This is a genomic window from Ruegeria sp. S84 (assembly GCF_056583445.1).
Genome location: NZ_CM152618.1, coordinates 2,319,861 through 2,343,344, shown reverse-complemented (window position 1 = coordinate 2,343,344; position 23,484 = coordinate 2,319,861). Strand labels below are relative to the sequence as shown.

The 23,484-nt window shown below is 58.5% G+C and carries 19 protein-coding genes and 1 tRNA gene; 9 read left to right on the top strand and 11 right to left on the bottom strand.

Annotation, left to right across the window (positions count from 1 at the left end; all coding sequences use genetic code 11):
- The first annotated feature begins 15 nt into the window (after positions 1-15).
- The 8 genes from AC1DFB_RS11745 to AC1DFB_RS11710 all read left to right on the top strand — a co-directional run bounded on the left by AC1DFB_RS11745 (position 16) and on the right by AC1DFB_RS11710 (position 9,612).
- Positions 16-1,035: a TRAP transporter substrate-binding protein gene (locus tag AC1DFB_RS11745; RefSeq protein ID WP_170397704.1), complete on the top strand. Its 1,020-nt coding sequence runs from the start codon at positions 16-18 to the stop codon at positions 1,033-1,035.
- Between the two features lie 54 nt (positions 1,036-1,089).
- Positions 1,090-1,596: a TRAP transporter small permease gene (locus AC1DFB_RS11740; protein ID WP_480921306.1), complete on the top strand. Its 507-nt coding sequence runs from the start codon at positions 1,090-1,092 to the stop codon at positions 1,594-1,596.
- The gene (locus AC1DFB_RS11735; RefSeq protein WP_170397698.1) at positions 1,593-2,945 is read left to right on the top strand and encodes a TRAP transporter large permease; all 1,353 of its coding nucleotides are present in this window, start codon (positions 1,593-1,595) and stop codon (positions 2,943-2,945) included. Before AC1DFB_RS11740 ends, AC1DFB_RS11735 begins: the two co-directional genes overlap by 4 nt.
- A gap of 27 nt (positions 2,946-2,972) precedes the next feature.
- Positions 2,973-4,997, top strand: coding sequence for a phenylacetic acid degradation bifunctional protein PaaZ (paaZ, locus tag AC1DFB_RS11730; protein WP_480921305.1), 2,025 nt, complete (start codon positions 2,973-2,975; stop codon positions 4,995-4,997).
- A 52-nt stretch (positions 4,998-5,049) separates the two neighbouring features.
- Entirely contained in the window at positions 5,050-5,853 is an 804-nt protein-coding gene (locus AC1DFB_RS11725; protein ID WP_480921304.1) for a PaaX family transcriptional regulator C-terminal domain-containing protein, read from the top strand.
- A 202-nt stretch (positions 5,854-6,055) separates the two neighbouring features.
- The gene (locus AC1DFB_RS11720; protein WP_480921303.1) at positions 6,056-7,027 is read left to right on the top strand and encodes an alpha/beta fold hydrolase; all 972 of its coding nucleotides are present in this window, start codon (positions 6,056-6,058) and stop codon (positions 7,025-7,027) included.
- A gap of 82 nt (positions 7,028-7,109) precedes the next feature.
- Positions 7,110-7,186, top strand: a tRNA-Met gene (locus AC1DFB_RS11715).
- Between the two features lie 332 nt (positions 7,187-7,518).
- Positions 7,519-9,612 (top strand): 3-hydroxyacyl-CoA dehydrogenase NAD-binding domain-containing protein, encoded by a 2,094-nt coding sequence (locus AC1DFB_RS11710; protein ID WP_480921302.1) that lies wholly within the window; start codon positions 7,519-7,521, stop codon positions 9,610-9,612.
- 153 nt (positions 9,613-9,765) lie between these two features.
- Here the strand turns inward: AC1DFB_RS11710 and rpe are convergent, their stop codons facing one another.
- From rpe to AC1DFB_RS11670, 8 genes are all read right to left on the bottom strand, one after another.
- Positions 9,766-10,455, bottom strand: coding sequence for a ribulose-phosphate 3-epimerase (gene rpe, locus AC1DFB_RS11705; RefSeq protein ID WP_170404649.1), 690 nt, complete (start codon positions 10,453-10,455; stop codon positions 9,766-9,768).
- A gap of 125 nt (positions 10,456-10,580) precedes the next feature.
- The gene (locus tag AC1DFB_RS11700; protein ID WP_480921301.1) at positions 10,581-11,057 is read right to left on the bottom strand and encodes a class I SAM-dependent methyltransferase; all 477 of its coding nucleotides are present in this window, start codon (positions 11,055-11,057) and stop codon (positions 10,581-10,583) included.
- 19 nt (positions 11,058-11,076) lie between these two features.
- Entirely contained in the window at positions 11,077-11,829 is a 753-nt protein-coding gene (locus AC1DFB_RS11695; protein WP_480921300.1) for a polysaccharide deacetylase family protein, read from the bottom strand.
- Positions 11,826-12,968, bottom strand: coding sequence for a glycosyltransferase family protein (locus AC1DFB_RS11690; RefSeq protein ID WP_480921299.1), 1,143 nt, complete (start codon positions 12,966-12,968; stop codon positions 11,826-11,828). The genes AC1DFB_RS11695 and AC1DFB_RS11690 overlap by 4 nt, the downstream gene beginning before the upstream one ends.
- Before the next feature lie 2 nt (positions 12,969-12,970).
- On the bottom strand, positions 12,971-13,549 hold the full coding sequence (locus tag AC1DFB_RS11685; protein ID WP_170799697.1) for a histidine phosphatase family protein: 579 nt from the start codon (positions 13,547-13,549) through the stop codon (positions 12,971-12,973).
- Positions 13,546-14,622, bottom strand: a complete 1,077-nt coding sequence (locus tag AC1DFB_RS11680; protein ID WP_480921298.1) for a glycosyltransferase family 4 protein — start codon at positions 14,620-14,622, stop codon at positions 13,546-13,548. The genes AC1DFB_RS11685 and AC1DFB_RS11680 overlap by 4 nt, the downstream gene beginning before the upstream one ends.
- The gene (locus AC1DFB_RS11675; RefSeq protein WP_480921297.1) at positions 14,622-15,869 is read right to left on the bottom strand and encodes a glycosyltransferase; all 1,248 of its coding nucleotides are present in this window, start codon (positions 15,867-15,869) and stop codon (positions 14,622-14,624) included. The genes AC1DFB_RS11680 and AC1DFB_RS11675 overlap by 1 nt, the downstream gene beginning before the upstream one ends.
- Positions 15,866-17,080 carry a hypothetical protein gene (locus AC1DFB_RS11670; RefSeq protein WP_170424455.1) on the bottom strand — a complete coding sequence of 405 codons (1,215 nt, stop codon included), beginning with the start codon at positions 17,078-17,080 and terminating at the stop codon, positions 15,866-15,868. The genes AC1DFB_RS11675 and AC1DFB_RS11670 overlap by 4 nt, the downstream gene beginning before the upstream one ends.
- 382 nt (positions 17,081-17,462) lie before the next feature.
- Here AC1DFB_RS11670 and AC1DFB_RS11665 point away from each other — a divergent pair, with 382 nt between their 5' ends.
- Entirely contained in the window at positions 17,463-19,859 is a 2,397-nt protein-coding gene (locus tag AC1DFB_RS11665) for a mechanosensitive ion channel family protein (RefSeq protein WP_480921296.1), read from the top strand.
- Positions 19,860-19,946: 87 nt separating this feature from the next.
- Here AC1DFB_RS11665 and AC1DFB_RS11660 read toward each other — a convergent pair whose 3' ends face one another.
- Genes AC1DFB_RS11660 through AC1DFB_RS11650 form a run of 3 tightly spaced genes read right to left on the bottom strand, consistent with a single transcriptional unit; the run spans position 19,947 to position 23,478 of the window.
- Positions 19,947-21,302 carry a CoA transferase gene (locus tag AC1DFB_RS11660; RefSeq protein WP_170736588.1) on the bottom strand — a complete coding sequence of 452 codons (1,356 nt, stop codon included), beginning with the start codon at positions 21,300-21,302 and terminating at the stop codon, positions 19,947-19,949.
- The gene (locus tag AC1DFB_RS11655; RefSeq protein ID WP_170397657.1) at positions 21,299-22,453 is read right to left on the bottom strand and encodes an ABC transporter permease; all 1,155 of its coding nucleotides are present in this window, start codon (positions 22,451-22,453) and stop codon (positions 21,299-21,301) included. The genes AC1DFB_RS11660 and AC1DFB_RS11655 overlap by 4 nt, the downstream gene beginning before the upstream one ends.
- On the bottom strand, positions 22,450-23,478 hold the full coding sequence (locus AC1DFB_RS11650; protein WP_170397654.1) for an ABC transporter permease: 1,029 nt from the start codon (positions 23,476-23,478) through the stop codon (positions 22,450-22,452). The genes AC1DFB_RS11655 and AC1DFB_RS11650 overlap by 4 nt, the downstream gene beginning before the upstream one ends.
- Between the last annotated feature and the right edge of the window lie 6 nt (positions 23,479-23,484).

The following is a 23,484-nucleotide window of genomic DNA, read 5'->3' as shown; positions in this document are numbered from 1 at the left end:
GGAGGAGACCCGGTCATGAAATTCACCAAGCTCACCACATTGTTGGCGTCTGCAACCTTGGCGGTGTCCGGCACCATTGCTTTTGCGGCTGACTACACCCTGACAATTTCCAGCTGGGCCCCACCCACCCACGGCATCAACGCAAAGATGTGGCCCAAATTCGTCGAAATGGTAGAGGAGGCCACTGACGGGCAGGTCACCGCAGAGCTTAAGCTGGGTATCGCTCCACCGCCTGCGCAGATGGACCTGATTATGGATGGCGCGGCCGATGCCTCGATTATCTTTCATGGCTATCAACCGGGACGCTTCGTCACCACCAAGCTGATCGAACTGCCTGGTTACGAAGGCTCGGCCGAGGACGCTTCGGTTGCCTACTGGCGCGCCTACGACAAGTACTTGAAAGCTGCTGACGAGCATCGTGGTGTCAAAGTCATCGCCTTGCACACGCATGGACCCGCGCAGCTGCATTCCAGCGCGCCAGTAACCACTCTGGATGAGGTTTCGGGCCTGAAAGTACGTATCCCGGGTGGCGTTGGCGGAGACGTTGGTGCGGCGCTTGGTGCGACCGGCATTCAGGTGCCTGCTCCGAAAGTCTATGAAACACTGGCGTCGAAAGCGGCGGACGGTGTCGTCATGCCGCTGGAATCGCGCAAGGGTTTCAAGCTGACAGAGGTTGCGCAGAATGTGTATGAGATGCCCGGTGGTCTTTATCGCGGTTCGTTTGCCTTCATCATGAACGAAGACACCTTCGCAGATCTGCCACCCGAGCTGCAGACGGCGCTGGAAGAAAACGTGTTCGGCGAACCGCTGAGCCGTGAGATCGGCAAAATCTGGGATGAGATCGACGCCACTGGACGTGAGGCAACCGAGGCGGCAGAAGGCAATGCCATCAACGCTGCCACAGATGCGGATATGGAGAAGTTCTCGGCGATCGCCGAAGACATCCGCGGCAAGGTCATCGCCGAGGTTGACGCAACAGGTGTCGACGCTCAGGCCGCATATGACATGATCAAATCGGAAATGTCCTCGAACTGATCCGACTGCAGGGCGGCTCTTACGCCGCCCTGACTTACCCTGCGCGAGTTTCCCATGACCCCTATTATTCAGCTTGTGCGCCGTGCCAGCGCCCTTCCCGTGATCGTGGCCTGCATTGCACTGTTTATCCTGATGGTAATGACCTTTTGCGACGTGATCCTGCGTTCGGTCTTCAATGCGCCCATTGAGGCCGCCACCGAGCTGACGCGCATTCTGATGGCAATTCTGGTGTTTTCAGTCCTCCCGATCGTCTCTACCACCAACGGCCATATCGCTGTCGATCTGACCGACGGGTTCTTCCACCGCATGCATCTTTCCCGTGCGCGGGACGTTGTGATCTATGTGGTCAGCGGCATCATGCTGTTCTGGCCGGTCCAGCGCGTTTGGGTCCTGGCCGAGCGTGCGCGGGATTATGGGGATGTGACCGAATATCTTTCAATCCCAACCTACCTGATCGGCTGGTTCATTACCTTGTCAGTTGCCATCACCGCACTGGTGATGATCGCCACCGGGCTGCTAAAGGCCTTCGCCCCAAATACTTTGTCGGAGCCTATGCAATGACCGCAGCGCTGATCGGATTTGCGATTGTATTGATCCTGGTGCTGGTGCGCCTGCCCATCGTCTTTGCCATGGGCCTGGTCGGCACATTGGGATTTGCCTATGAGCGTGGCGGCTCAATCTTTGATGAGCGCGGGATGAAGGCTGCCATGTCCATGGTGGGCCGACAGATCACCGACACTGCGCAGGACTATGGTCTGTCGGTTGTGCCGCTGTTCATCCTGATGGGCCTGTTCGTGAATAAGGGCGGCATGGCGCGCGAGCTTTATGCGGTGTCCAACGCCTTTCTTGGCCACATGCGCGGTGGTATTGCCATGGCAACGGTTGCGGCCTGTGGCGGATTTTCGGCTATCTGCGGATCGTCGCTGGCGACCGCCGCCACGATGTCAAAGGTCGCGATGCCGCAGATGCGGCGTTACGGCTATTCCGATGAACTCTCGACCGCCTCGATTGCCGCCGGTGGTACATTGGGCATTCTGATCCCACCATCGGTCATTCTGGTCATCTACGGGTTGCTGACCGAGACCTCGATCGGGAAACTGTTCATGGCGGGCATCATCCCTGGCATCCTCGGCATTCTGTTCTACCTCTTCGCCGTGCGCTGGACCGTCTGGCGCAACCCCGAGGCCGGCCCAGCCGGAGAGCGTGCCACATGGTCCGAACGCATCCGTGCGCTGGGCTCGGTTTGGGCGGTGCTGCTGCTGTTCTTTCTAGTCATTGGCGGGCTTTATGGAGCCTTCGATTTTGAGCCCCTAAACCTGACATTCTCACCCACCGAGGCCGCAGGTATGGGGGCCGCTGGGGCCTTTCTGATTGCACTCTTTCGTGGGGGTCTCACGGTTGGCTCGACATTCGAGGTGCTGAAAGAAACCTGCTTTACCGCGTCTGCCCTGTTTGCGGTGCTGATTGGCGCGCAAATATTCTCGAATTTCATCAATCTGGCCGGTTTGCCCGAAGCCCTGATCGCGATGGTGACCGCCTATGATGTGGCTCCGTTTGTCGTGATCCTGATGATCCTTGGTATCTACATCATTCTGGGTTGCGTCTTCGAATCCCTCTCAATGCTGTTGCTGACGGTTCCGATCTTCTTCCCGTTGGTCACGTCTCTGGGCTATGACCCAATCTGGTTTGGCATCGTCGTCGTGGTTGTCACCGAAATCTCGCTGATCACTCCACCCGTAGGCCTGAACGTCTTCATTCTGAAAGGCGTGGTGGGTGACGTCTCGACCGGCACCATATTTCGTGGCGTCACTCCGTTCTGGATCGCCGATATCTTCCGCCTCGCGCTGATCGTGCTGGTGCCCATCGTGGTGCTGTATCTGCCGCAGCAAATGGGCGCTTTGGGACACTAGTCCCACCGCATCAAACAGGAGAACACCATGTCCCTGCATCAGATTTCCAGCTTCGCCGCTGGTACTTGGGTCGCGCCTGGAGAAGGCGCACGCACCATCGCGTCCGCCATCACTGGCGCACCGTTTGCAAGCGCTGGCAATGCCGCGCTCGACGTGCAGGCGATGCTTGACTATGCGCGCAATACCGGTGGCCCCACGCTGCGCAAGTTAACGTTCCACGACCGTGCTCGGATGCTCAAGGCGTTGGCGCAAGAGCTTTCGGCGCATAAACAAGCCCTTTACGACCTGAGTTTCGAAACCGGAGCTACGCAGAAGGACCACCTGATCGATATCGATGGTGGCATCGGCACGATGTTTGTCTTTGCCTCAAAAGGCCGGCGCGAGATGCCGGATGCGCAGGTTTATCTGGACGGCGAAATCGAGCAGTTGTCACGCAATGGCACCTTTTTGGGGCAGCATATCTGCACGCCCCTGCAAGGGGTCGCGGTTCATATCAACGCCTTCAACTTCCCGGTCTGGGGGATGCTGGAAAAGCTGGCCCCGACGCTGCTGGCTGGCGTGCCTGCAATCGTCAAGCCGGCTACCAACAGTTGCTACGTCACCGAACTGGCAGTGCGGATCATGCTGGATAGCGGCATCCTGCCTGCCGGTGCGCTACAGCTGGTCTCGGGCGGGTTGGGCGACATGCTCGATCACTTGGATTGTCAGGATGTGGTCAGCTTCACAGGCTCGGCGAACACTGCGTTGAAGCTGCGGCAGACGCCTGCGATCTTGCAGAACTCGGTCCGGTTTGTGGCCGAGCAGGACAGCTTGAACGCTTCCATCCTCGGGCCCGATGCCACGCCCGGCACGCCCGAATTTGACCTGTTCGTCAAGGAAGTCTCGCGCGAGATGACCACAAAGGCGGGCCAGAAATGCACTGCCATCCGACGCATCATCGCGCCCCAGCCGCAGGTCGACGCCATAATTGCCGCGCTGTCTGACCGATTGGCAAAGATCACCATCGGCGACCCCCGTTCCGACACCACTCACATGGGTGCGCTGGTGTCGAACGGGCAGAAAGCCGACGTTCTGGAAAAGGCAGCTCTGATCGGGCAAGAGGCTGAACGGGTTTATGGCAACCCCGACGCGTTCGACCTGCACGGCCCTGAAACCGGCGCATTCGTTCCCCCGATGCTGTTTTACTGTGCTGACCCCGACAAAGCGCAGCGCGTGCACGATACCGAGGCCTTCGGCCCAGTTTCGACCCTCATGGGCTACCGCGATCTGGATCATGCGGTGGCACTTGCCAATCGCGGGCAGGGGTCTCTGGTCACGTCGCTGATCACTCACGACACAAAGGTCGCGCACAACGTAGTGATGGGGGCCGCAGCCTATAACGGGCGGATTTACATTAACGACCGCGACTCGATGGCTGAATCGACCGGCCACGGATCTCCGCTGCCCCATATGGTGCATGGTGGGCCGGGCCGTGCGGGCGGCGGTGAGGAAATGGGCGGCGTGCGCGGTGTGAAACACTATATGCAGCGCACGGCCATTCAGGGCTCCCCGCGCATGCTCAGTGGTATCAGCACCAAATGGGTGCCCGGAGCGCCCGAAATCCAAGGTCCGGCCCATCCGTTCACCCGTAAATTTGGTGAGTTGCAGGTCGGAGAGACGCTGCACACAGCCCCGCGCACTGTCACGCTGGAGGATATCGAACACTTCGCCAATTTCACCGGCGATACCTTTTATGCGCATATGGACGAGGACGCGGCGGCGCGAAATCCGTTCTTCCCCCGTCGGGTAGCGCATGGCTATCTGTTGCTCAGTTTTGCGGCGGGCCTATTTGTTGAACCGAACGAGGGGCCGGTGCTGGCCAATACCGGACTGGATGGGCTGCGGTTCATGAAGCCCGTTGTTGCTGGCGACAGCATCAAGGTGCGCCTGACGGTAAAGCAGAAAACCCCACGCAATGAAGATTATGGCGAGGTCCGCTGGAACGTTTCCCTGACCAATCAGGATAATGAGCCGGTCGCAGAATACGAGCTTTTGACCATGAACGCCCGCTGAGCCGCTGTACTACCTGTTTTTCTTATTGGGCCTAATGGGTTAAACTGGTCCCATGACCAAACAACGCTCGTGGTTCGAAACGGCTGTGGCCGAACTGGCGGACCCGCAAGACCAGCGGGTCTGGTCGATTATCGTCTCGCTGTTTGGTGACATGGCACAAGAGCCCGGCGCGCAAATCTCGGGCGGTGTTCTGACCCGGATAATTGAGCCGATGGGCATCAAACCCGAAGCGATCCGCGTCGCTCTGCACCGGCTGCGCAAGGACGGCTGGATTGAAAGTGACCGGATTGGACGCGTCTCGCGCCATGTCCTTTCGGAATTCGGCCGGACGCAATCCGCCGCCGTCACGCCGCGCATATATGCGCGCGGTCCTTCGCCCATTGAAAATTGGCATCTTCTAATCGCCGAGGATGGATCGGGCACACAAGTGCTTGAAGACGTGATGCTCAGCGATGACTATATCCCTATTGGGCGCAACGTAGCGATGGGTGCGGGTCCCGTTCCAGATCAGTCGGACGGTTTGCTGGCCTTGGACATCTCTCCGCACGCAGCCCCCAAGTGGGTGCAGGATCGGTTGTGTCCACCCGAATTGCGTGCCTCTTGCATGGCTCTTCTGGGCGCGGTCGAACGCGCGGCGAAGTCCCGCCCCGAAGGCTGGGCGCCTACACCCTTGCAGAGCGCAACACTGCGCACCCTGCTGGTGCATCGGTGGCGGCGCGTCGTGCTACGCCAGCCGGACTTACCTTTGGCTTTTTATCCTGTGGATTGGGCTGGTCCTGCTTGTCGCGATAGCGTGTTCGGGCTGCTTGATTTGCTGCCACGACCCTCTGCTGATGTGTTGAGCGGTACGAGTTGACCGCTGAGCGGTCTGTTCAACCATATTATCAGTGCGGCGCACATACCGGGTGCTGGGAGCTTTTCTGACCAAGTCATACCAATTTACACACCAATAATTAGGTTGCGGTTATCTGCCTGCCAATTCAGCCGTTCAGAAAACGCATGGTGCAATCGGGCCCCGGGCAATACCATCGCCTGAGCAAACCTACCGGAGATCCGTGATGTCGATTTTGCTAACGATTGTCTTGTTGCTGATGTCCCTTTTGCTGGGGATGCACATCTGGACTCGTCGCCTAACGCGGCAGGGCACCGAAATGGTGCCGCAACTGGGGCGGATCGTGCCCGTTCACGGTGGCAGCATTCACTATGTCGAAAAAGGCGACCCTTCCAACCCGACAATTGTCATGATCCATGGCCTATCAGGCCAATTGCAGCATTTTACGTATGCATTGGTGGATGATCTTGCTCAGGATTATCACGTTCTCGCGGTTGACCGTCCGGGCTGTGGCTATTCCACGCGCGATGCTGCCCAGTTGGCGGAATTGCCCGAACAAGCCCGCATGATCCACGAGTTTCTGGAAATAAAGAACGTCGATCAAGCCACACTGGTCGGTCATTCTCTAGGTGGCGCCGTGTCTCTTGCGATGGCACTGGATTATCCCGACAACACGGCGGCGTTGGCGCTTCTGGCCCCCTTGACGCTACAAATGCCGGAACCGCCCGCCGTTTTCAAACCACTTGAAATCCGTACCGAGTGGCTGCGCAACCTTATTGGCAATACAATCGCCGTCCCGATGGCCCGAAAAACCGCGCCCCTCGTGCTGAAAGACGTCTTCGCACCCGAGCCCGCGCCCTCAGACTTCCTGAACCGTGCTGGGGGTGCCCTTGGTCTTCGCCCCTCGGCCTTTATCACCGCCTCACAGGATGTTGTTGGGGTAGAGGCCAGCATGGGTGCCCTGACTTCACGCTATAACGATCTGCGCGTGCCCGGAGGCATTCTGTTCGGGACAGAGGACCCGATCCTGTCCGCCGAGCTACACGGTGCCACAATGACGAAATTCGGCCTGACCTTTGAGGTCATGGAACACCGGGGTCACATGATACTCATCACAGAACCCGAAGTCTGCGCGCGTTTCATCCGCCAGATCGCCGAGAATTCCCGCACCCGGCTGGCAGAGCAGGACGCGCATTGAATAACGCAATAAAGAATCTCGGCAGGCACGCTTTTCCCTCTTGACCCTCCCCGGCCCCTCGCTTAAATCGCCTCTCACTCGTGGCGGAGTAGCTCAGTTGGTTAGAGCAGCGGAATCATAATCCGCGTGTCGGGGGTTCAAGTCCCTCCTCCGCTACCAGAACTTCCCAAACAAGTATTAAGGCCCTGTTAGCTGCGTTTCCATTTGGATCGCGCCCTCGGGTTCCGTGCGAGTTCAGACCAAGCACTGCAGATCTTTGCGCTTCGTTGGTCTGAGGTCGCGAAGCAAGTTCTACCGCAACGTAAAAGGTTGGTTCCGGGCATGAACCGCGTGATTATGGTACTAAATCCGAGAAAATCAAATAAACCGAACGATCGGTCGAAAATATAGTTGAATACGAACGCAGACCGGGCCAGTCTTTGATCGCGCCGTGTCCGGGGATTCCCTGATTTACTACTGGCATCGCATTTCGTCTTAGGAGGCAGGATCATATGACTCAAGTCATCGGGTATGAGAAAGTGGGCGATATCGCCGTTTTGTCGGCTGAGAACCCACCAGTTAACGCGCTGGGCGTGGATGTGCGCCGGGGTTTGTTGTCGGCGATCGAACGCGCCGAAACAGAGGGCGCGCGCGCGGTTTTGATCTATGGTGAGGGGCGGACTTATTTCGCAGGCGCAGATATTCGCGAGTTTGGCAAGCCGCCACAGGACCCGTGGCTGCCCGCACTCTGTGATCGGATTGAGGCGTCGCCCTTGCTGGTGGTTTCTGCGTTGCATGGAACCGCGCTTGGTGGTGGGCTTGAGGTTGCTTTATCCTGTCATTATCGCGTTGCCGTGACGTCTGCGAAGGTGGGGTTGCCCGAGGTTAATCTTGGTATCATTCCTGGCGCTGGCGGCACCCAGCGCTTGCCGCGTGTTGCCGGAGTCAAGGCTGCATTGGACATGATCACGACGGGGCGGCACGTCCGAGCTCCAGAAGCGCTTGAGATGGGTGTGCTGGACAAAGTTCAGGATGGTGATCCGCGCGAGATCGGCCTGGCCTATGTCAGAGAGCTGCTTGCAACTGATGCAGCACGGCGTCCTGTTTGCGATATGGCCCGGCCCGCCCCAATCGATTTTGATGCGGCCTATAACGCGGTACTGAAGAAGGGCCGGGGCCAACTGTCGCCTGCGATTGCAGTGCGGGCAATACAAGCCAGTTGCGAGGCCGAGGATTTTGCATCCGGTTTGGCTCGCGAACGGGAATTGTTCATGGACCTGATGGGCTCGGATCAGCGCAAAGGGTTGATCCACGCATTCTTTGCGGAACGTGCGGTTGCAAAATTGCCCGAGTTGAATGGGGTCGAGCCGCGGGACCTGCAACAGGTCGGCGTCATCGGCGGCGGTACGATGGGCGCAGGGATTGCCACCTCAGTTCTGCTGGCGGGACTTCCTGTCGTGCTGCTTGAGATGTCACACGAGGCAGCGCGCTCCGCTAAAGATCGTATCGCGGCAAATCTGGCTGGCGCCGTGTGGCGCGGAAAGCTGAGCCAGGACAAGCATGATGATATTCTGCAGAACCGGCTGACCCTGGCCACCGACTATGACGCACTGAGTGGCGTTGATCTGGTGATCGAAGCCGTGTTTGAAGACATGGCAGTGAAGAAAAAGGTTTTTGCGCAACTGGATGCGGTCTGCAAAAGCGGTGCGGTATTGGCGACCAATACCTCATACCTTGATATCAACGAAATTGCCGGATCGACCGAAAGGTCACAGGATGTCATCGGTCTGCATTTCTTCTCCCCAGCACATGTGATGAAACTGCTTGAGATCGTGGTGGCGGACCACACCGCGCCCGAAGTTGTGGCAACGGGTTTCGCGTTGGGCAAGAGGTTGGGCAAGGTGGCCGTTCGGGCAGGTGTGTGCGACGGGTTCATAGGAAATCGGATTTTGGGCACATATCGGGCCTGTGCTGATCACATGGTGCTGGATGGAGCGAGCCCGTTCCAGATCGATAAAACGCTAACAGGGTTTGGATTTGCGATGGGACCCTATGCAGTGTCAGATTTGGCCGGATTGGACATTGGCTGGGCGGCGCGCAAGCGGAAACGGGCCGCAGGCCAGGATCCACGCGTTCGCGACAGTTTCTATGCCGACAAGCTGTGCGAGGCCGGACATTTCGGCCAGAAAACCGGCAAGGGCTATTACATATATGAAAATGGCAAGCGGGGTGGAGAGCCGAACCCCGAGCTGACATCATTGATCGAAGCCGAGCGTGCGGCTCAGAACATAACTCCACGCGCGTTTACGGATGAGGAGATCATACGTCGCTATATGGTCGCGATGGTGAATGAGGCGGCGAAGGTGGTAGGCGACGGCATCGCGCGTAGACCGCTGGATGTGGACGTTACGCTGCTCTATGGCTACGGTTTTCCGCGCTACTGGGGTGGGCCGCTGAAATGGGCAGATTTGCAGGGTTTGCCGGGCGTATTCAACGATATTCGCAAGTGGGCTGAAGAAGATGCCTTTTTCTGGCAACCTGCACCCCTGCTTGAACAACTGGTGGCCGAGAACCGCTGCTTTGATGATCTCAACAAAGATGCCTGAAGTCTCGGGGCAAAGGCTCCCGCGCCTGCGCAACATTGGCTGCGCCAATATTGCTAGCCGCCTTGGGCCCGGCATCGCGCAAAGCGCGATGCCGGGCCCAACAGGAGGAGGCGTTTCGTAAGAAACGTCGACGACTGGCGGGAGGGTTTGTTGTTAACCCAGTGCACCTTCGGCAGCAGTCCGCACAGCGCGAATATTGTCGCCATAGACCGACAGGTTTGAAACTGACCCGCCTTTAAAAACTGCTGATCCGGCGACCAACACGTCAGCGCCTGCAGCGGCCACCAGAGGCGCTGTTTTAGGATCAACGCCGCCATCGATTTCGATATGCACAGGACGGTCACCGATCATCTCGCGCAGGCGCCTAACCTTTGCGGTCATGTCGATGAATTTTTGACCCCCGAAGCCGGGGTTGACGGTCATGACGCACACCAGATCAGTCAGGTCCAACAGATGTTCGACGGCCTCGGCAGGCGTCCCGGGATTCAACGCGATTCCTGCTTTCATTCCAGCAGCGCGTATCGCCTGCAGCGTGCGGTGCGAATGCGGCCCCGCCTCGACATGCGCGGTCAGCACATCAGCCCCGGCATCGGCATAGGCTTGAATATAAGGATCGACCGGAGTGATCATCAGATGCACATCCATGACCGTCTTGACATGCGGGCGAAAGGCTTTGACCGCTGGCGGACCAAAAGTGAGGTTGGGAACAAAGTGCCCATCCATCACGTCCACATGAACCCAATCCGCGCCTTGCGCTTCGATGGCCTGAATCTCCTGCCCGAAATTGGCGAAATCAGCGGACAGGATCGATGGAGCGATCTTGATGGAACGGTCAAAGCTCATGACTGGCCTCATGTGGGTGTGCTGTTGCGGAGGCGTATACCCTCGACTCGCGTCAATGCATAGGCCTGACTGCGGTGAATCTGATCGATAGATTCAACATACAAACCCGCCAGTTCAAAGCCTGCTCAGGCGCGATAGAAAAGATATCGATCGGGCGCGATGGTCTCGGGGCCTTCAATCTGCGCAAAACCCGTCAACGGTTGCCCGGAAATCAGCAATCCGCCGGGTCGCATGATCTGTTCGATCAGAGGGCTGAGGCGCGCCGCCTCGGCGACGTCTTCAGACTTGATCCCGCGGCCGAAATCATAATGCGCCAGCGCGATTGTGCGGCCCGCTTTCGCCAGTTTGCGCAACATCGGTTCGGCCTCACCCTGCAGGAAATCCTGTGCCGGTGGCGTGCTGTCGGGATGACACTGCAAGACGCGATCCATCACCCATATACGCCGAGAGGGCAGGATCTCACGCAGATGATCATAGGTACGTCCGTTACCTAGCCCCAGGTCCAGAACGTCCCCTTCCATGGTGCCGATCTGTGCGGCGGCCCAGTTTAGCCCATCGCGTTGCGCCGTCAGGCGGCGCAGCATGGAATCCAGTCGGCTCATTCGGGCTCTCCTTGCGAGTTCAGTTGCGTGGTGCGGTCCAGGGTGTGCCCGGTCCATCAAGCAGCCTGAGCAACAGATCCTGTGTAAACGTCCAGATGTCCTGATCATGGACTAGATGATGCGTCAACACCCCAAATGCTTCGGCATTGTCTGCGCGACCGGTGCGTCGGTCATGCAGCAGCTCAACTGTCTGTGCGATCAGTCTGTCAGGGTCGATCAAACCGCGCGTCCCGCGCCAGTCGATTGGATCGAGATGTGTGTTTATCTGCGCGAGGCCGGGCGCTGCGAGCAGTATCTTTCGGGGGGTCGCCGTCGACAGAACCCGATAGCCCAGCCCGTGAAGCTGCATGGCGACTTTGGAGTCGATCCGGTTCCATGGCGGAACAAACATCGGTCGCAGGTGCGCACCAAACAATTCTCGCAACCGGGACAATCCAGCCTCGGCATCTGCAACTACCGCTTCAAGGGGCCGGTGCAGGCGAAATTCGGCTTTTTTCTCGTCTGCAGGCGCGTGGTTCTGATGCGCCCAGCCATGCACAACCGGGATCAAAACAGACTGATCTGACACATACTCTGCAAGTACCGTTTGCGCATCACGCGGGATCACCGCCAGATGGACGGGTAGGCCAAGCGTGCCCGACATGGCGGATAGCTTTTCAAGCTGCGGTGTCACCGCAACTGCATCGTCATCACGCCACCACAAGGGCAGGGTCAATCCTGCGTCCTGCCACTGCTGCAACTCGGATTGCAATGTGTGCCAATCAGGCCTCATCGGCTAGCCTCGTACAAGCTCTCTGCAATTTCCACCGACCGGCGTGCACCATCAAACCCGTTGGTCATAGGGGGGCGTTCAGCACCCGAAATGACATGCTCCAGCGCATTCGCCAGTGAGTCCGCGTTCAGGTCAGAACTGTTAAGCACATTGATCCCGTTCAACTGAGACAGAGATCTCGCGCGCAAAGTCTGTTCAACCTCTTTGCCATCATCGAAGGGGATCAGAACCGCCGGGGTACCGCTTTGCAGCAGGTCCATGGCCGTGTTGTAACCGCACATGCTGACCGAAGCGGCGGCAAGCGGCAGCATTTGGCGAAAATCAGGGCGGACGGTTTCAAGAAGAACCGATGAACCCTCGGCCATTTGCGAAAGCTCGGCGATCCGCGCATTGGCATCCTGCCCGCCCACCAACAGGCGCCAGTGCCTGTTGGGCATCTTTCGGGCGGCCTCGATGGCCGCTTGAAAGATCGGCTGGCCGACCGACCCGCCACCCGCGCTGACCAATATCTCGCCCTGGCCTATGCCATCCGGATGACTTGGCGCAGCACTTGGGGCCACGAAACCGGTGTAATGCAGGCGCGATGCCAGTTGATCCGAGACAGGCCAACTGACTTCAAGTTCGGTGATCTTGGGGTCGGAATGGACCAGAACGCCGTCGTAAAACTCTGCGATAACCTCATCCGTTTGGGTTACTTTTGCAGACTTCGATGGCGGTGCAAGAATGTCACGGATCGAACCCAGGATGACGGGTGGCCGAGGTAGGTCTCGTGCGGCTTTCAATGCAGATTTGAACTCCGCGGCCAAAGAGCGCCGCCCGAACGGATAAAGCTCGGTGATCAGAACCTGCGGCCCGAAGCTGTTTACAGCCTGCGTCAGGGCGTTTGTGCGCGCAGCGAAGTAGGCCAAGTCGGCCACAGCGCCATTCTGATCAAGCAGGCGAGTGAAATCGGTGCCATCAGACCGCAGCGGCGGTAAATTCAGTAATGATAACCCACGTGTGTCAAGCTGAGGCGCAGGCATGCCACCCGAGACCACAAACACCTCGTGGTCCTGTTCGGCGAATGCGCGCCCCAATGTAAGGGCCCGGCTAAGGTGTCCGGTCCCTAACAGATGGGTAACAACGATCATCACCTTCATGGTCAAACCTCACGCGCAATCAATCGAACCGGTTCGGGTTCAGGCCGCATTTCGTCCAGGTTTACGATAAACAGTCTGTTGCGCTTGATCTTAAACGGCGCGGGGCCGGCAAAATTCCAGCCCCAGGCCTTGGCCAATATCACCCTCATGATTCCGATGTGGCAGACCGCAAGATTGTCTCCCTGCAACTCGGTCAACCATGGATTAAGCCTTGCCCATAATTCAGCCGGGCTTTCACCGCCCGGTGGCCGATAATCCCAGCCCCAGTCTTCGATGTGGCGATAACCGCTGTCGGGGATTTCGATCAGTTCGGCACCGCGCCGTCCCTCCCAATCGCCCCAATTCATCTCGGTCAGCGCCTGAGATGTTTTGGGCGCTTTATCCGATACCAACTGCGCTGTTTCAGACGCGCGGCTTAGCGGGCTGGACCAGATTGATGCTGCGTTCCATGGCGAAGGAAGGCAATACCCCGCAAGTTCAGCCCGGGCGTCGGCATCCAGCGGAATGTCGCTGCGCCCTTGAATGCGACCCGCGCGATTCCAATCCGTGTGTCCATGTCGCAGAAGGGCGAGGCGGGTCATCGGTTTTTCTCCAACAATGGGCGCACAGTGGTCCAGAACCGCTCGGTGGCGGATGGCATCAGATGGCGGTGCGCGACATAGGCGCGGGCACGATTGCCCTCAGACTGGCTCAGGTCGGGATGGTCCAGAAACCTCTGTATACGCGCGGCCAACCCTTTGGCACCCGATACGGTATCGGGATGATCGGAAGGTATCAGCACATCACGAACACCGGGGCGATCTTGTGCTGCGACGGGAACGCCGCAGGCCTGGGCCTCAAGATAGACCATTCCATAGGCTTCGTTGACCCCGGGCCAAACGAACAAGGACGCCTGGCGGTACTGGACCTGCAACGTGTCCCGATCCAGCTGACCCAGAAACCGGACACGAGGTCCGAACCGCGCCATCAGCGCCTCGACTTCCAATCGGGCCGGGCCATCGCCTACCACGTCCAACGCCCAATCCCCTGTCAGATGTTCCAGCGTGTCGGCCAGAATGGCGTACGAGGCCAGCTTGTCCCCCGGCCGCATCATGCCCACGGTCAGCATCGGCCCATCACGGGTCGAAACAGGGGGCAATTCCGTGATGGGAAGAAACGGAGGCAGTTCCACCAACGCCTGCGTACCGAACCTTTCCCGTTCTAACGTGATCAGGTCGTTGGCAGTGTGGTAGAAAATCACCTGCGCGCTGTCGCACGCGTCATGCGCCGCTTGCGCAAAATCAGCCCATGGGCCTGCAAGCCGGCTGGTGGCGCGGGTACTTTCCAGCTGCACATACGGGATGTCTCTTGCGCGGGTCACGGCCGGGCCGAGCAGATCGGGGGCCTTGTAGTAGTTGTGATAAGTCACCCACAGGTTCGTGTCAGAGGGCAGTTCCTCAGCCAGTCGTGCAGCCTCGGTCGTTGCTTTGCGACGTAATTCGTCCTGAAGTGCCCGGTCGCCTGCCTTGTCGTAAATCCGCAATTGCGAGGCCAGCTCAACAATGTCTCCCTGAGCGCCGAGGGCCTGCATCAGGTTGCGGGCCATTTCGCGATCACCCGAGGGCTTGGGACTGTCGGGGGACTTCATCGGTGCATAGAAAGCCACCCGCGCCATCAGGGTCCGTCCGCGCACAAGGCGCTGAGCCGCTCGGACAAGCGACGTATGCCCGGGTCCATCCGGAAGTCGGCGATCAACCGGTTATACGCGGCCTTAGCCATCTCGGCCGTTCTCGCCGGGTTCTGGGCGAGATCCACAATAGCCGAGGCCAGAGAGGTCGGGTCATCTGCTGACAGCTGACCGTGAACACCGGATTCAATGAACTCCGGGATGGCTGACACCGGCGTTGACAGGATCGGGAGGCGCTGGGACGCGGCTTCCATCAAAACATTGGGTAAACCATCGCGGTCGCCGTCGGCAGCAATTCTGCTGGGCAGGACAAACAGATCAGAGCGGCGCATCTCGGCAATGACTTCCGGTTGATCGCAAGCCCCCATCCACGTGATCCGATCGGAAAGCCCTGCGGCATCGGCTTGTGCGCTCAACTCATCGCCCAGATTTCCGCCGCCGATATGGGTCCAATGCCAATTCAGCGATCTGGGGAGTAGCGCGAAAGCTTGGAGAAGCCGGTCAAAGCCCTTCTTTTCGACAAGACGCCCGACCGACAGCATGTGAAAGGGTGCATCCGCTGCACGCGAACACTGCTGGGGAGGTGCAGGAAACCGCGACAGGTCCAGCCCATGATAGATCAGTTCTACGCGCGCAGGATCATCAGCCAGTTCGCGCAGATGTGCGGCACCAATGGCGGTACAGGTTGCCCCGAAGATGGCGCCGTGAGAGGCCAGTTGCAGCTTTTCCCGCTTTTCCCAGTCTGGTGAGGTCCAGATATCTTTGGCATGCGCCGAAAAACTCCAGGGCAGGCTGCGCATGATAGACGCATAGCGGGCGACCGAAGACGGAGTGTGCATGAAATGCGCATACAGCGCCCGCGTTTGATCGGGCAGCTCAGCGGCCAATACGCAGGCCTGACCAAACCGGCGAATTCGGTTGTGAGTCGGGTCTCGGCGCAGGTCTTGCCGCCAGACCTGGTAAGCTTGCGCGTATCCGGGCAGACGAGCTGCAATGTCTCGCGCAGTCGCCAGCCGCTCAGGCTCTTCATAAAGGTATTCCGGCAGGTAATGCACCTGCCCCTTGAAACGATCGTGCAGAGGATGGCGCTTGGTATCGGTCGGGTGGCGCAACGACCAGATATCGAAGCTGTGCCCTGCCTCCTGCAAGGCCACCAATTCTTGCGCGATGAACGTCTCGGACAGGCGCGGCCAGCCTTTGACCAGCACCGCCAGCTTGGGGGGTTCGCGCGTCATCCGGTGGCGCGCTCTTGTTCCGCGCCTAGCAGCGCGTTTATGCGATGGGTGACGTAGCTTAGCCCGTCCAACAGCCCTGCGCGAATGGCCTGCGAAGGCAGCGGCTGATGGGGCAAGGCGCGGATCGCGCGGATCATTGCATCCGCTGTCAGACCGTCACGGTTTTCATCCAGCATGCGTACCAGACCCAGATCCTCGGCGCGCGAGGCACGAATCCATTGCTCCAGCCGCGGCGTCGTGCGCGGAACAATGACGGCGCGTTTGTCGAAGGACAAAACCTCGCAGAAGGTATTGTACCCGCCCATGCAGACCACACCGGCAGCGCCCGCGAACAGCGTTTCGATCTGCGATTCAAAGCCAACGGCGGTCACACGGCCATTTAGGGCGGCGACACGGGTTTCAAAATCTTCGCGTAGTTCGCCTGACAGGAAGGGCCCATAGACCAGCACAGCGCGGGGTGACAGATCCGGGTCTTTTTCATATGCGGACAGCACCAAATTGACCATCGCCTTGCCATCCCCGCCACCACCAGGGGTGATCAGGATATACGGTTGTTCTGGTGGCTCACCAACCGGCCCAAGATCGCGACGTAGATACCCTGTCCAATGAATGCGCTGTTGCGTCGCCGGGCTGAGGGGAAGGCCTTGTGTAGGATCGTAGACCGATCGCAACCCATATACCCAGATCTCATCATAGAATCGTTCAGTCGCCGAGATCGCGTCCTTACGCTCCCATTCGGCGGCTAGTACTTCGGGCTCATCCAGAACGTCGCGCAGGCCCAGAACCAATTTGGTTGAGCAGGAGTTTTCAAGATACTCAAGCGTCGGCAGCAGCTCACCGCGAAAACCGGTAGGCTCTTTGTCGACGATCAGCACATCGGGGTCGAACTGTTCGACAGATGTCTGGATCAGGCTTGCGCGCAACTCGGTCACATCATCGATGCCCATGCCGATGGTCTGCGAAGCATACGAGCCGTCGGCGCGTTTGGTGACCCCGGGTAGACGGACATGGTCAACCCGACGCGGAAAAGTAAACCGTCCGGCAATGGGTGAACCGGTCAATATGAGGGCCGAAGCGCGTTGATCGGCTTGTGTTATGGCCGCAGCCAGCGCGCGTGACCGGCGCAGGTGACCCAGGCCGAACGTGTCGTGACTATATAGCAGGATGCGCGGTGCGCGGCCGTGATTTTCGTTTTTGATCCCTAGGCTCATGCCTTCGCCTGTTTCGGTTCCGGTGCAACTCCGCGCGTCTGCACCTGATTATCGTAATTCTGCCAGACCTTCTTGCCAAAGGCACAGATTCCGCCGTCCAAATGCGCCAAACATTGCGAATTGGCAACAGCATAATGCCACCGCCGGCAACAGGCGCACCTTGCGATATGCAGGCCGATGGTTCTTCATGCACAAGCCAATTCGGAGGCTGGACGCCTCAGGCGGTCATATTCAATTTTTGTTGTCTTGGAAACACTTTATCCCATCCATTGCGTCAGGAACACGGGCTCTCACGATGTTGACACCGCGTGTGCGGATGATTTGAACAGCCTTCTGAGGTTCTATAGTCTTGGACGCAGCTACGAATTGGATGCGATATACGATGAAAACGAATGTTCTGGCCGGGCTGATTTTGGTGATTTGGGCGGCAATGCTGGCCAGTGCAACCGACGCGGTTGCGCAAACTTCGCTTATTCCAGGATACCCAATAGGATCAAGCGAGGAAACCGGTTCTTCAAGCTCTGCCGCTGACAGCGATCTGGCGGCGGCCATTCGATCCGCTTCCGAGGCGGGCGCAAGCGTAATCGTAATCGACAGCGCCGGGCAGGTTGTATCGGCAGCGGGCAATAGCGCCGACGCGACGCCAGAGGCAGATAGCATTGATCACATGGCTGAGGGTTCTCAGCTGATGAAGGCGCAAGAGCGGTTCTCAAAGTTCCGGGATTCCGTACGCTCGCGGATGGAGGCGCTGCCCTATTCGGTCTTTGAGGTCCAATACATCCTCAGACAGACCAGTCCGGACGGGCGGATTCAGACCTATGTCGAGGTGTTGGTCCTGAACGTGTTGTTCCTTTTGCTGGGGCGTTGGTTGTCGATCGAAATCTACGGCAAGCGCATCGCGAAGCGTTTGGTGGTTGCGCGCATCAAGGAAAACCCGGTTGGCTATCGTGAAAAGATGCCTTTCCTTGTGTATCGTTTCGTGATGGGCATTGGCGGAACGATCTTTGCCATGCTCATGGCGCTGATCGTTGGCTATCTGTTCTTTGGTGAAGCGGAAGACATATCAATCCAGTTTACTGTTACGGCAATCTTTACCGCATTCTTCCTCTCTCGCACCGTCTCGGACTTGTGGCGGATGGTTCTGTCGCCTTACCTCAGCCAGTATCGCCTGCCGCCTTTTTCAGACCGGGACGCCAAGCGCCTGTATGTTTGGGCGTCAGCACTGGCGACCTATGACATCTCGGTTGTTCTGTTCTCGACATGGGTCGCGGATTTTGGGCTGAACTATAACGTCTATGCCATGGTCTATGGTAGCCTGACGCTGATCGGGGCGCTGGGCAACATACTGATGATCCTGTTCAATGCACGCGCGATCTCGAACGCTATTCGTGGCGGGCGTGCTCCGGATCAGGTGTCTTGGATACTGAAGTTCATCTCTTTCGCCTGGGCGCCGGTTCTGGTGCTTTATATGGTGTTCAGCTGGTTCAAACTGGCCGTTGATCTGGTGCTCGAGGTTCAGGATTCGATCCCGATCGTGGCCAGCAGCTATGCCATCTTTATGTCCGTCGTCGTGGCCTACGGCGCGATGAACTATCTGCTTGAAAGGTATTTTGATCGCAATCGCAGAATTGAGGTGATGAATGCCGACGCAGAAGCGGCTGAGCAGATCGAGGATGAGCTGGTGGCTGATACGCCGCAGGCCAAAAAGCGCAAACACGCCATTCTGACGTACGAAGACCTTGCCCGTCGTGTGGCAGGCATTCTGGCCTTTGTGGTGGGGCTCTATGCGCTGGTAGTGATATGGAACCCGCAGGCCAATTGGTCGGATGACTTGCCTATCGAGCGGGCGCTGGATGTGATGGTGATCCTGTTTATGGGTTACATTCTGTTTCACTTCTTCCGCGTCTGGATAGATAGCAAGATCGCGGAAGAGACGGATGACGGCGGTGCTGAAGCCGAGCTGGGCGACGAAGGAGGCGAAGGCGGGCAGAGCCGTCTTGCAACTTTGTTGCCTCTGTTCCGCGGGGCCATTCTGGCTGTGGTCGTTGTGACCATCGCGCTGATTGTATTGATGGAACTGGGGATCAATGTCAGCCCGCTGTTTGCCGGTGCAGGTGTTGTGGGTCTGGCCGTTGGTTTCGGGTCGCAAACCTTGGTCCGCGACATCTTCTCGGGTGCGTTCTTCCTGATGGATGATGCTTTCCGAAAGGGTGAATACATCGACATTGGTGATGTGAAAGGGACGGTCGAAAAGATATCGGTCCGGTCCTTCCAACTGCGCCACCACCTTGGTGCGCTCAACACGATCCCATTTGGAGAGATCAAGGTTCTGACAAACTATTCCCGCGACTGGGTAATCATGAAGCTGCCGTTGCGGGTGACCTATGACACCGATGTCGAAAAGGTGCGGAAGCTGATCAAGAAGCTGGGTCAGGAGCTGCTGAGCGATCCGGTGATTGGTGATAACTTCATTCAGCCGCTGAAATCGCAGGGTGTGATCGAGATGCAGGATTCGGCGATGATTATCCGGGTCAAGTTCATGACCAAACCGGGTGATCAGTGGCTGGTGCGCAAGAAAGTCTATCAGGATATTCGTGAGCTGTTTGCCCGTGAAGGCATCCGGTTTGCGCATCGGGAAGTCACCGTGCGACTGGCGGATGACAAAGAGGCCGAGGACCTGACTCCCAAACAACGCGAGGCTGTCACAGGGGCCGTTCAGGCCGCGATTGACGAAGACTATCTGGACGATATCGGCCCCGGCGGTGGCGATGATCGCTAGGAGGGCTCCCGCCCCTTTGGTTTGCGTCTCTGGCGAGACGTCAACCAAAGCGTTGGGCCGGGCCGCGCGTCCCGCGCGGCGGCAGCTTTAAGCGGTAAGTGACGGCCAAGTGGGCTGCGAAGTTCCCAGTTTGGACGCAGGCAAAGCCCAGTGCATCTTTGCGGATCCAACGGTTAGCGCCGGCTTCAATCGATAGCCGGGCCCCCACCCGGAAGGTTCGAGCGCATCCGCATAATCGACAGGCAGCGACTCGGTAATTTCGTCACCGGGCTCGCTCTTGGCGAGGGTGGCCAGCAATTCGGCGGTGCGCGCCAGCGAGAGCCGGGCATCCATGACGGCCTGACCGGATGCGGCTTCGGCGAGCGCCGAGAGCAGGGCGGCTGCCATCAAGTAGCCAGTTGCGTGATCCAGTGCCTGAACAGGCAACGGAGTTGGCTTGTCGGCCCCCGCCCAACCCATCCCTGCATGTGCGATTCCGGAACTCATCTGTACAAGGCTGTCAAAACCGCGGCGCGCTGCCCAAGGTCCTTGCCAGCCATAGGCGTCTAGCGTGACTTCAACCCTGTTGGGGGCGAGCTGATCCCGCGTGTTTTTACCCAGACCGAGTGCGTCCAAAGCGCCGGGCCGATACCCGTGGACAAGTATGTCCGCTTGGGCCAGCAGCTCTTGCAGTTTTGCTTTTCCATCGGGTGATTTCAGGTTCAGATAGGCGCAGTGCTTGCCGAGAGAAATGTCAGGAATGACGCCAGGTTCATCCCAGCCGGGTGGATCGATCCTCAGGACCTCGGCGCCAAAACCCGCAAGTGTTCGTGTCGAGACTGGCCCGGCCAGAATGCGGGTCAGATCGAGCACACGCAGCCCAGCAAGAGGTCGCGCGGCAGTCGCCTGAGGCCGATCACGTAGTTGAATATTGCGTGGCCCCTGCCATCCGATCAACGGCTCGCGGGCCAATATGCGTCCTTGCGGATGGTCATGCCACTCAGAGCGGCTGCGCATTGCGGCAGCGACGCCGCCCTCGGCGACAATCGCGGCTTCCAGTTCAGAGATGCTCCAATCCCGAACCGCGCGCGATACCAGCGCACGGTCCGACGCGACTTGCAAAACGTTCAGGGCGGCGGCGCGATGACTGGGCAGGTTGGTGTGTAGCCTGATCCACCCATCAGAGGCCTGATAGTCGCCAGCAATCGCGTCCCAAAGGCTGGGCATATCCCACCCTTCGGGTTTGAAGGAAAAGCCATACCACAAGGAGGCCAGTCGATGATCTACGGCCACCTCCGGAGGCGCTGGCGCCAGGTTCAAGGCTGTCACAAGGCGCGACAGCTCCTGCCCGACTGCCGCAAAACTGGCCGTCGCCAGTTCCGAGACCGCAAAGGCGCTGGGCCGCGCACCCGCCCCATTGACCCTGTAGGTGTCAGGTGAGGGGAGGGCGGACAGCAAGCTCATTGCTGATAGGGATCAAGGCTGTCGCGCAACCCGTCGCCAAGGAAGTTGAAGGCCAGCACGACGACGATGATTGGCAGCATCGGGATCGCGGTCCATGGATAGATTTCGATTGAGGCGAGGTTCTGCGCATCGTTCAGCATCACGCCCCAACTGACCGCCGGGGCCCGCAGTCCAAGGCCAAGGAAGCTGAGGGCGGTTTCGCCCAAGATCATCGCAGGGATTGATAGCGTGGCCGAGGCAATCAGATGCGACATGAAATTGGGTAGCAGGTGCTTTCGGATCACACGACCGGAACTTGCGCCCATCATCTCGGCCGCACGTACGTATTCCTCTTCCCTGAGAGACAGGAATTTTGCGCGGACAGATCGGGCAAGGCCTGGCCAATCGAGAATACCGAGGATGATCGAGATGATGAAGAATACCGCGACCGGGCTCCAATTTGATGGCACCGCGGCGGATAAGGCCAGCCAGAGGGGAAGTTCCGGCAGAGAGCGCAAGATTTCGATCACACGGTTGATGGTCCAGTCGATGCGCCCTCCGAAATACCCGGCCATTGACCCGAACAGGATGCCGAGGAAGAAGGATACCGAAATGCCGATCAGGCCCACTGTCAGCGACAGTTGCGCGCCATATAGGATGCGGCTGAATACATCGCGGCCCAGACGGTCCGAGCCCCACAGAAACAGCGTGGCCCCTTCGGGTGCGCAAAACAGGTGCGTATCGGATTTTATCAGGCCTGCGAGTTTGTATTCTGACCCTTCGCAGAAGAACCGGATTGGGCGCGGGTCTTCCGTGTCAGCGACGAATTTCCACTGGAAAGTTTCAAGGTCCGCCTCTGCAACTATTGGATAAACGTAGGGGCCGATGAACTTCCCCTCATGAAACCAGTTGACCGACTGGGGTGGAGCATACAGGTGCTCTCCGTTCCGATCATTGGGGCCGTAGGGGGCAATAAAGCCCGCAAAAGGCAGCATCAAGTAGCAGAGCAGTAAGAAGAGGCCAGAAATCAGACCCAGCTTGTGGGTCCTGAACTTGCGCCAGACCAGCACCCAATTAGGGGCATCGAGATCTGCGCGCTCAAGCTGCTGAATAGAGGCCTGCGGGTCAAATGGCGCGTCGTCGACATAGCGACCATCGGGTTTATCGGTCATGCTTCGCGCCCCTCGTAACGAATGCGCGGATCAAGCATGACCAGCAGGATATCGGAAATCATGGTGCCGATCAGCGTCAGCAGAGCCACGAACATAAGAATGAAGGCCGACAGGAACTGGTCCTGCGTTTTCAAGGCAGTCAGCAGGGTCGGGCCGATTGTTTGCAGACCCAGAACTACCGAGACCAAAACCGACCCGGAAACCATCGAGGGCAGCAGGTTTCCAATGTCGGCGACAAACGGGTTGAAGGCCACGCGCAATGGGTATTTCGTCAGCATCCGCGATGGGGACATGCCCTTGGCGATTGCTGTTTCGACATAAGGTTTCCCTAGTTCATCCAGCATATTGGCGCGCAGGCGCTGCATCATGGCCGAAGCACCCGAGGTTCCGATGACGAAGGTCGGAACGATCAGGTGGACAAGGATGGATTTCAACTTGTCCCAACTCATCGGTTGTCCCTCAAAGGAAGGGTCCATCAGTCCGCCGATGGGCAGGTTGAAATAGCGATGGCCATAGTAGAATAGGATCAGCGCCAACAGGAAGTTCGGGGTCGCAAGACCCAGATAGCCTACAAAGGCCGAGGTATAGTCAATCCACGTCCGTGATCTGGCCGCAGCGATGACCCCCAATGGCAGAGCAACGGCATAGACGAATAGAATGGCGGCCAGATTGACCACAACCGTCAACCACAGCGTATCGCCCACGATCTCGCGCACGGGGCGGTCGAATTCGAAGGACCAGCCATAATTGCCCTGTAACAGGCCCTCGAACCCATGCGGTCCGGGCCAGAAGCCCATCCAGATCAGGTACTGCTCGGGCAACGACCGGTCCAATGAGTATTCCTTGCGCAGAAACTCGGCCTTGGCGACACCGGCGGACTGTCCTGAAGCCTGCAGTTCGGCGATCTGGTTGCTGAGATAGTCGCCGGGGGGCAGGTTGATGATCACGAAAATCAGAACCGACACCACCAGCAATGTCAGCAGCATCGTGAAAAAGCGATACACCGCGTAGCGCAGCATGACCATTTAGCT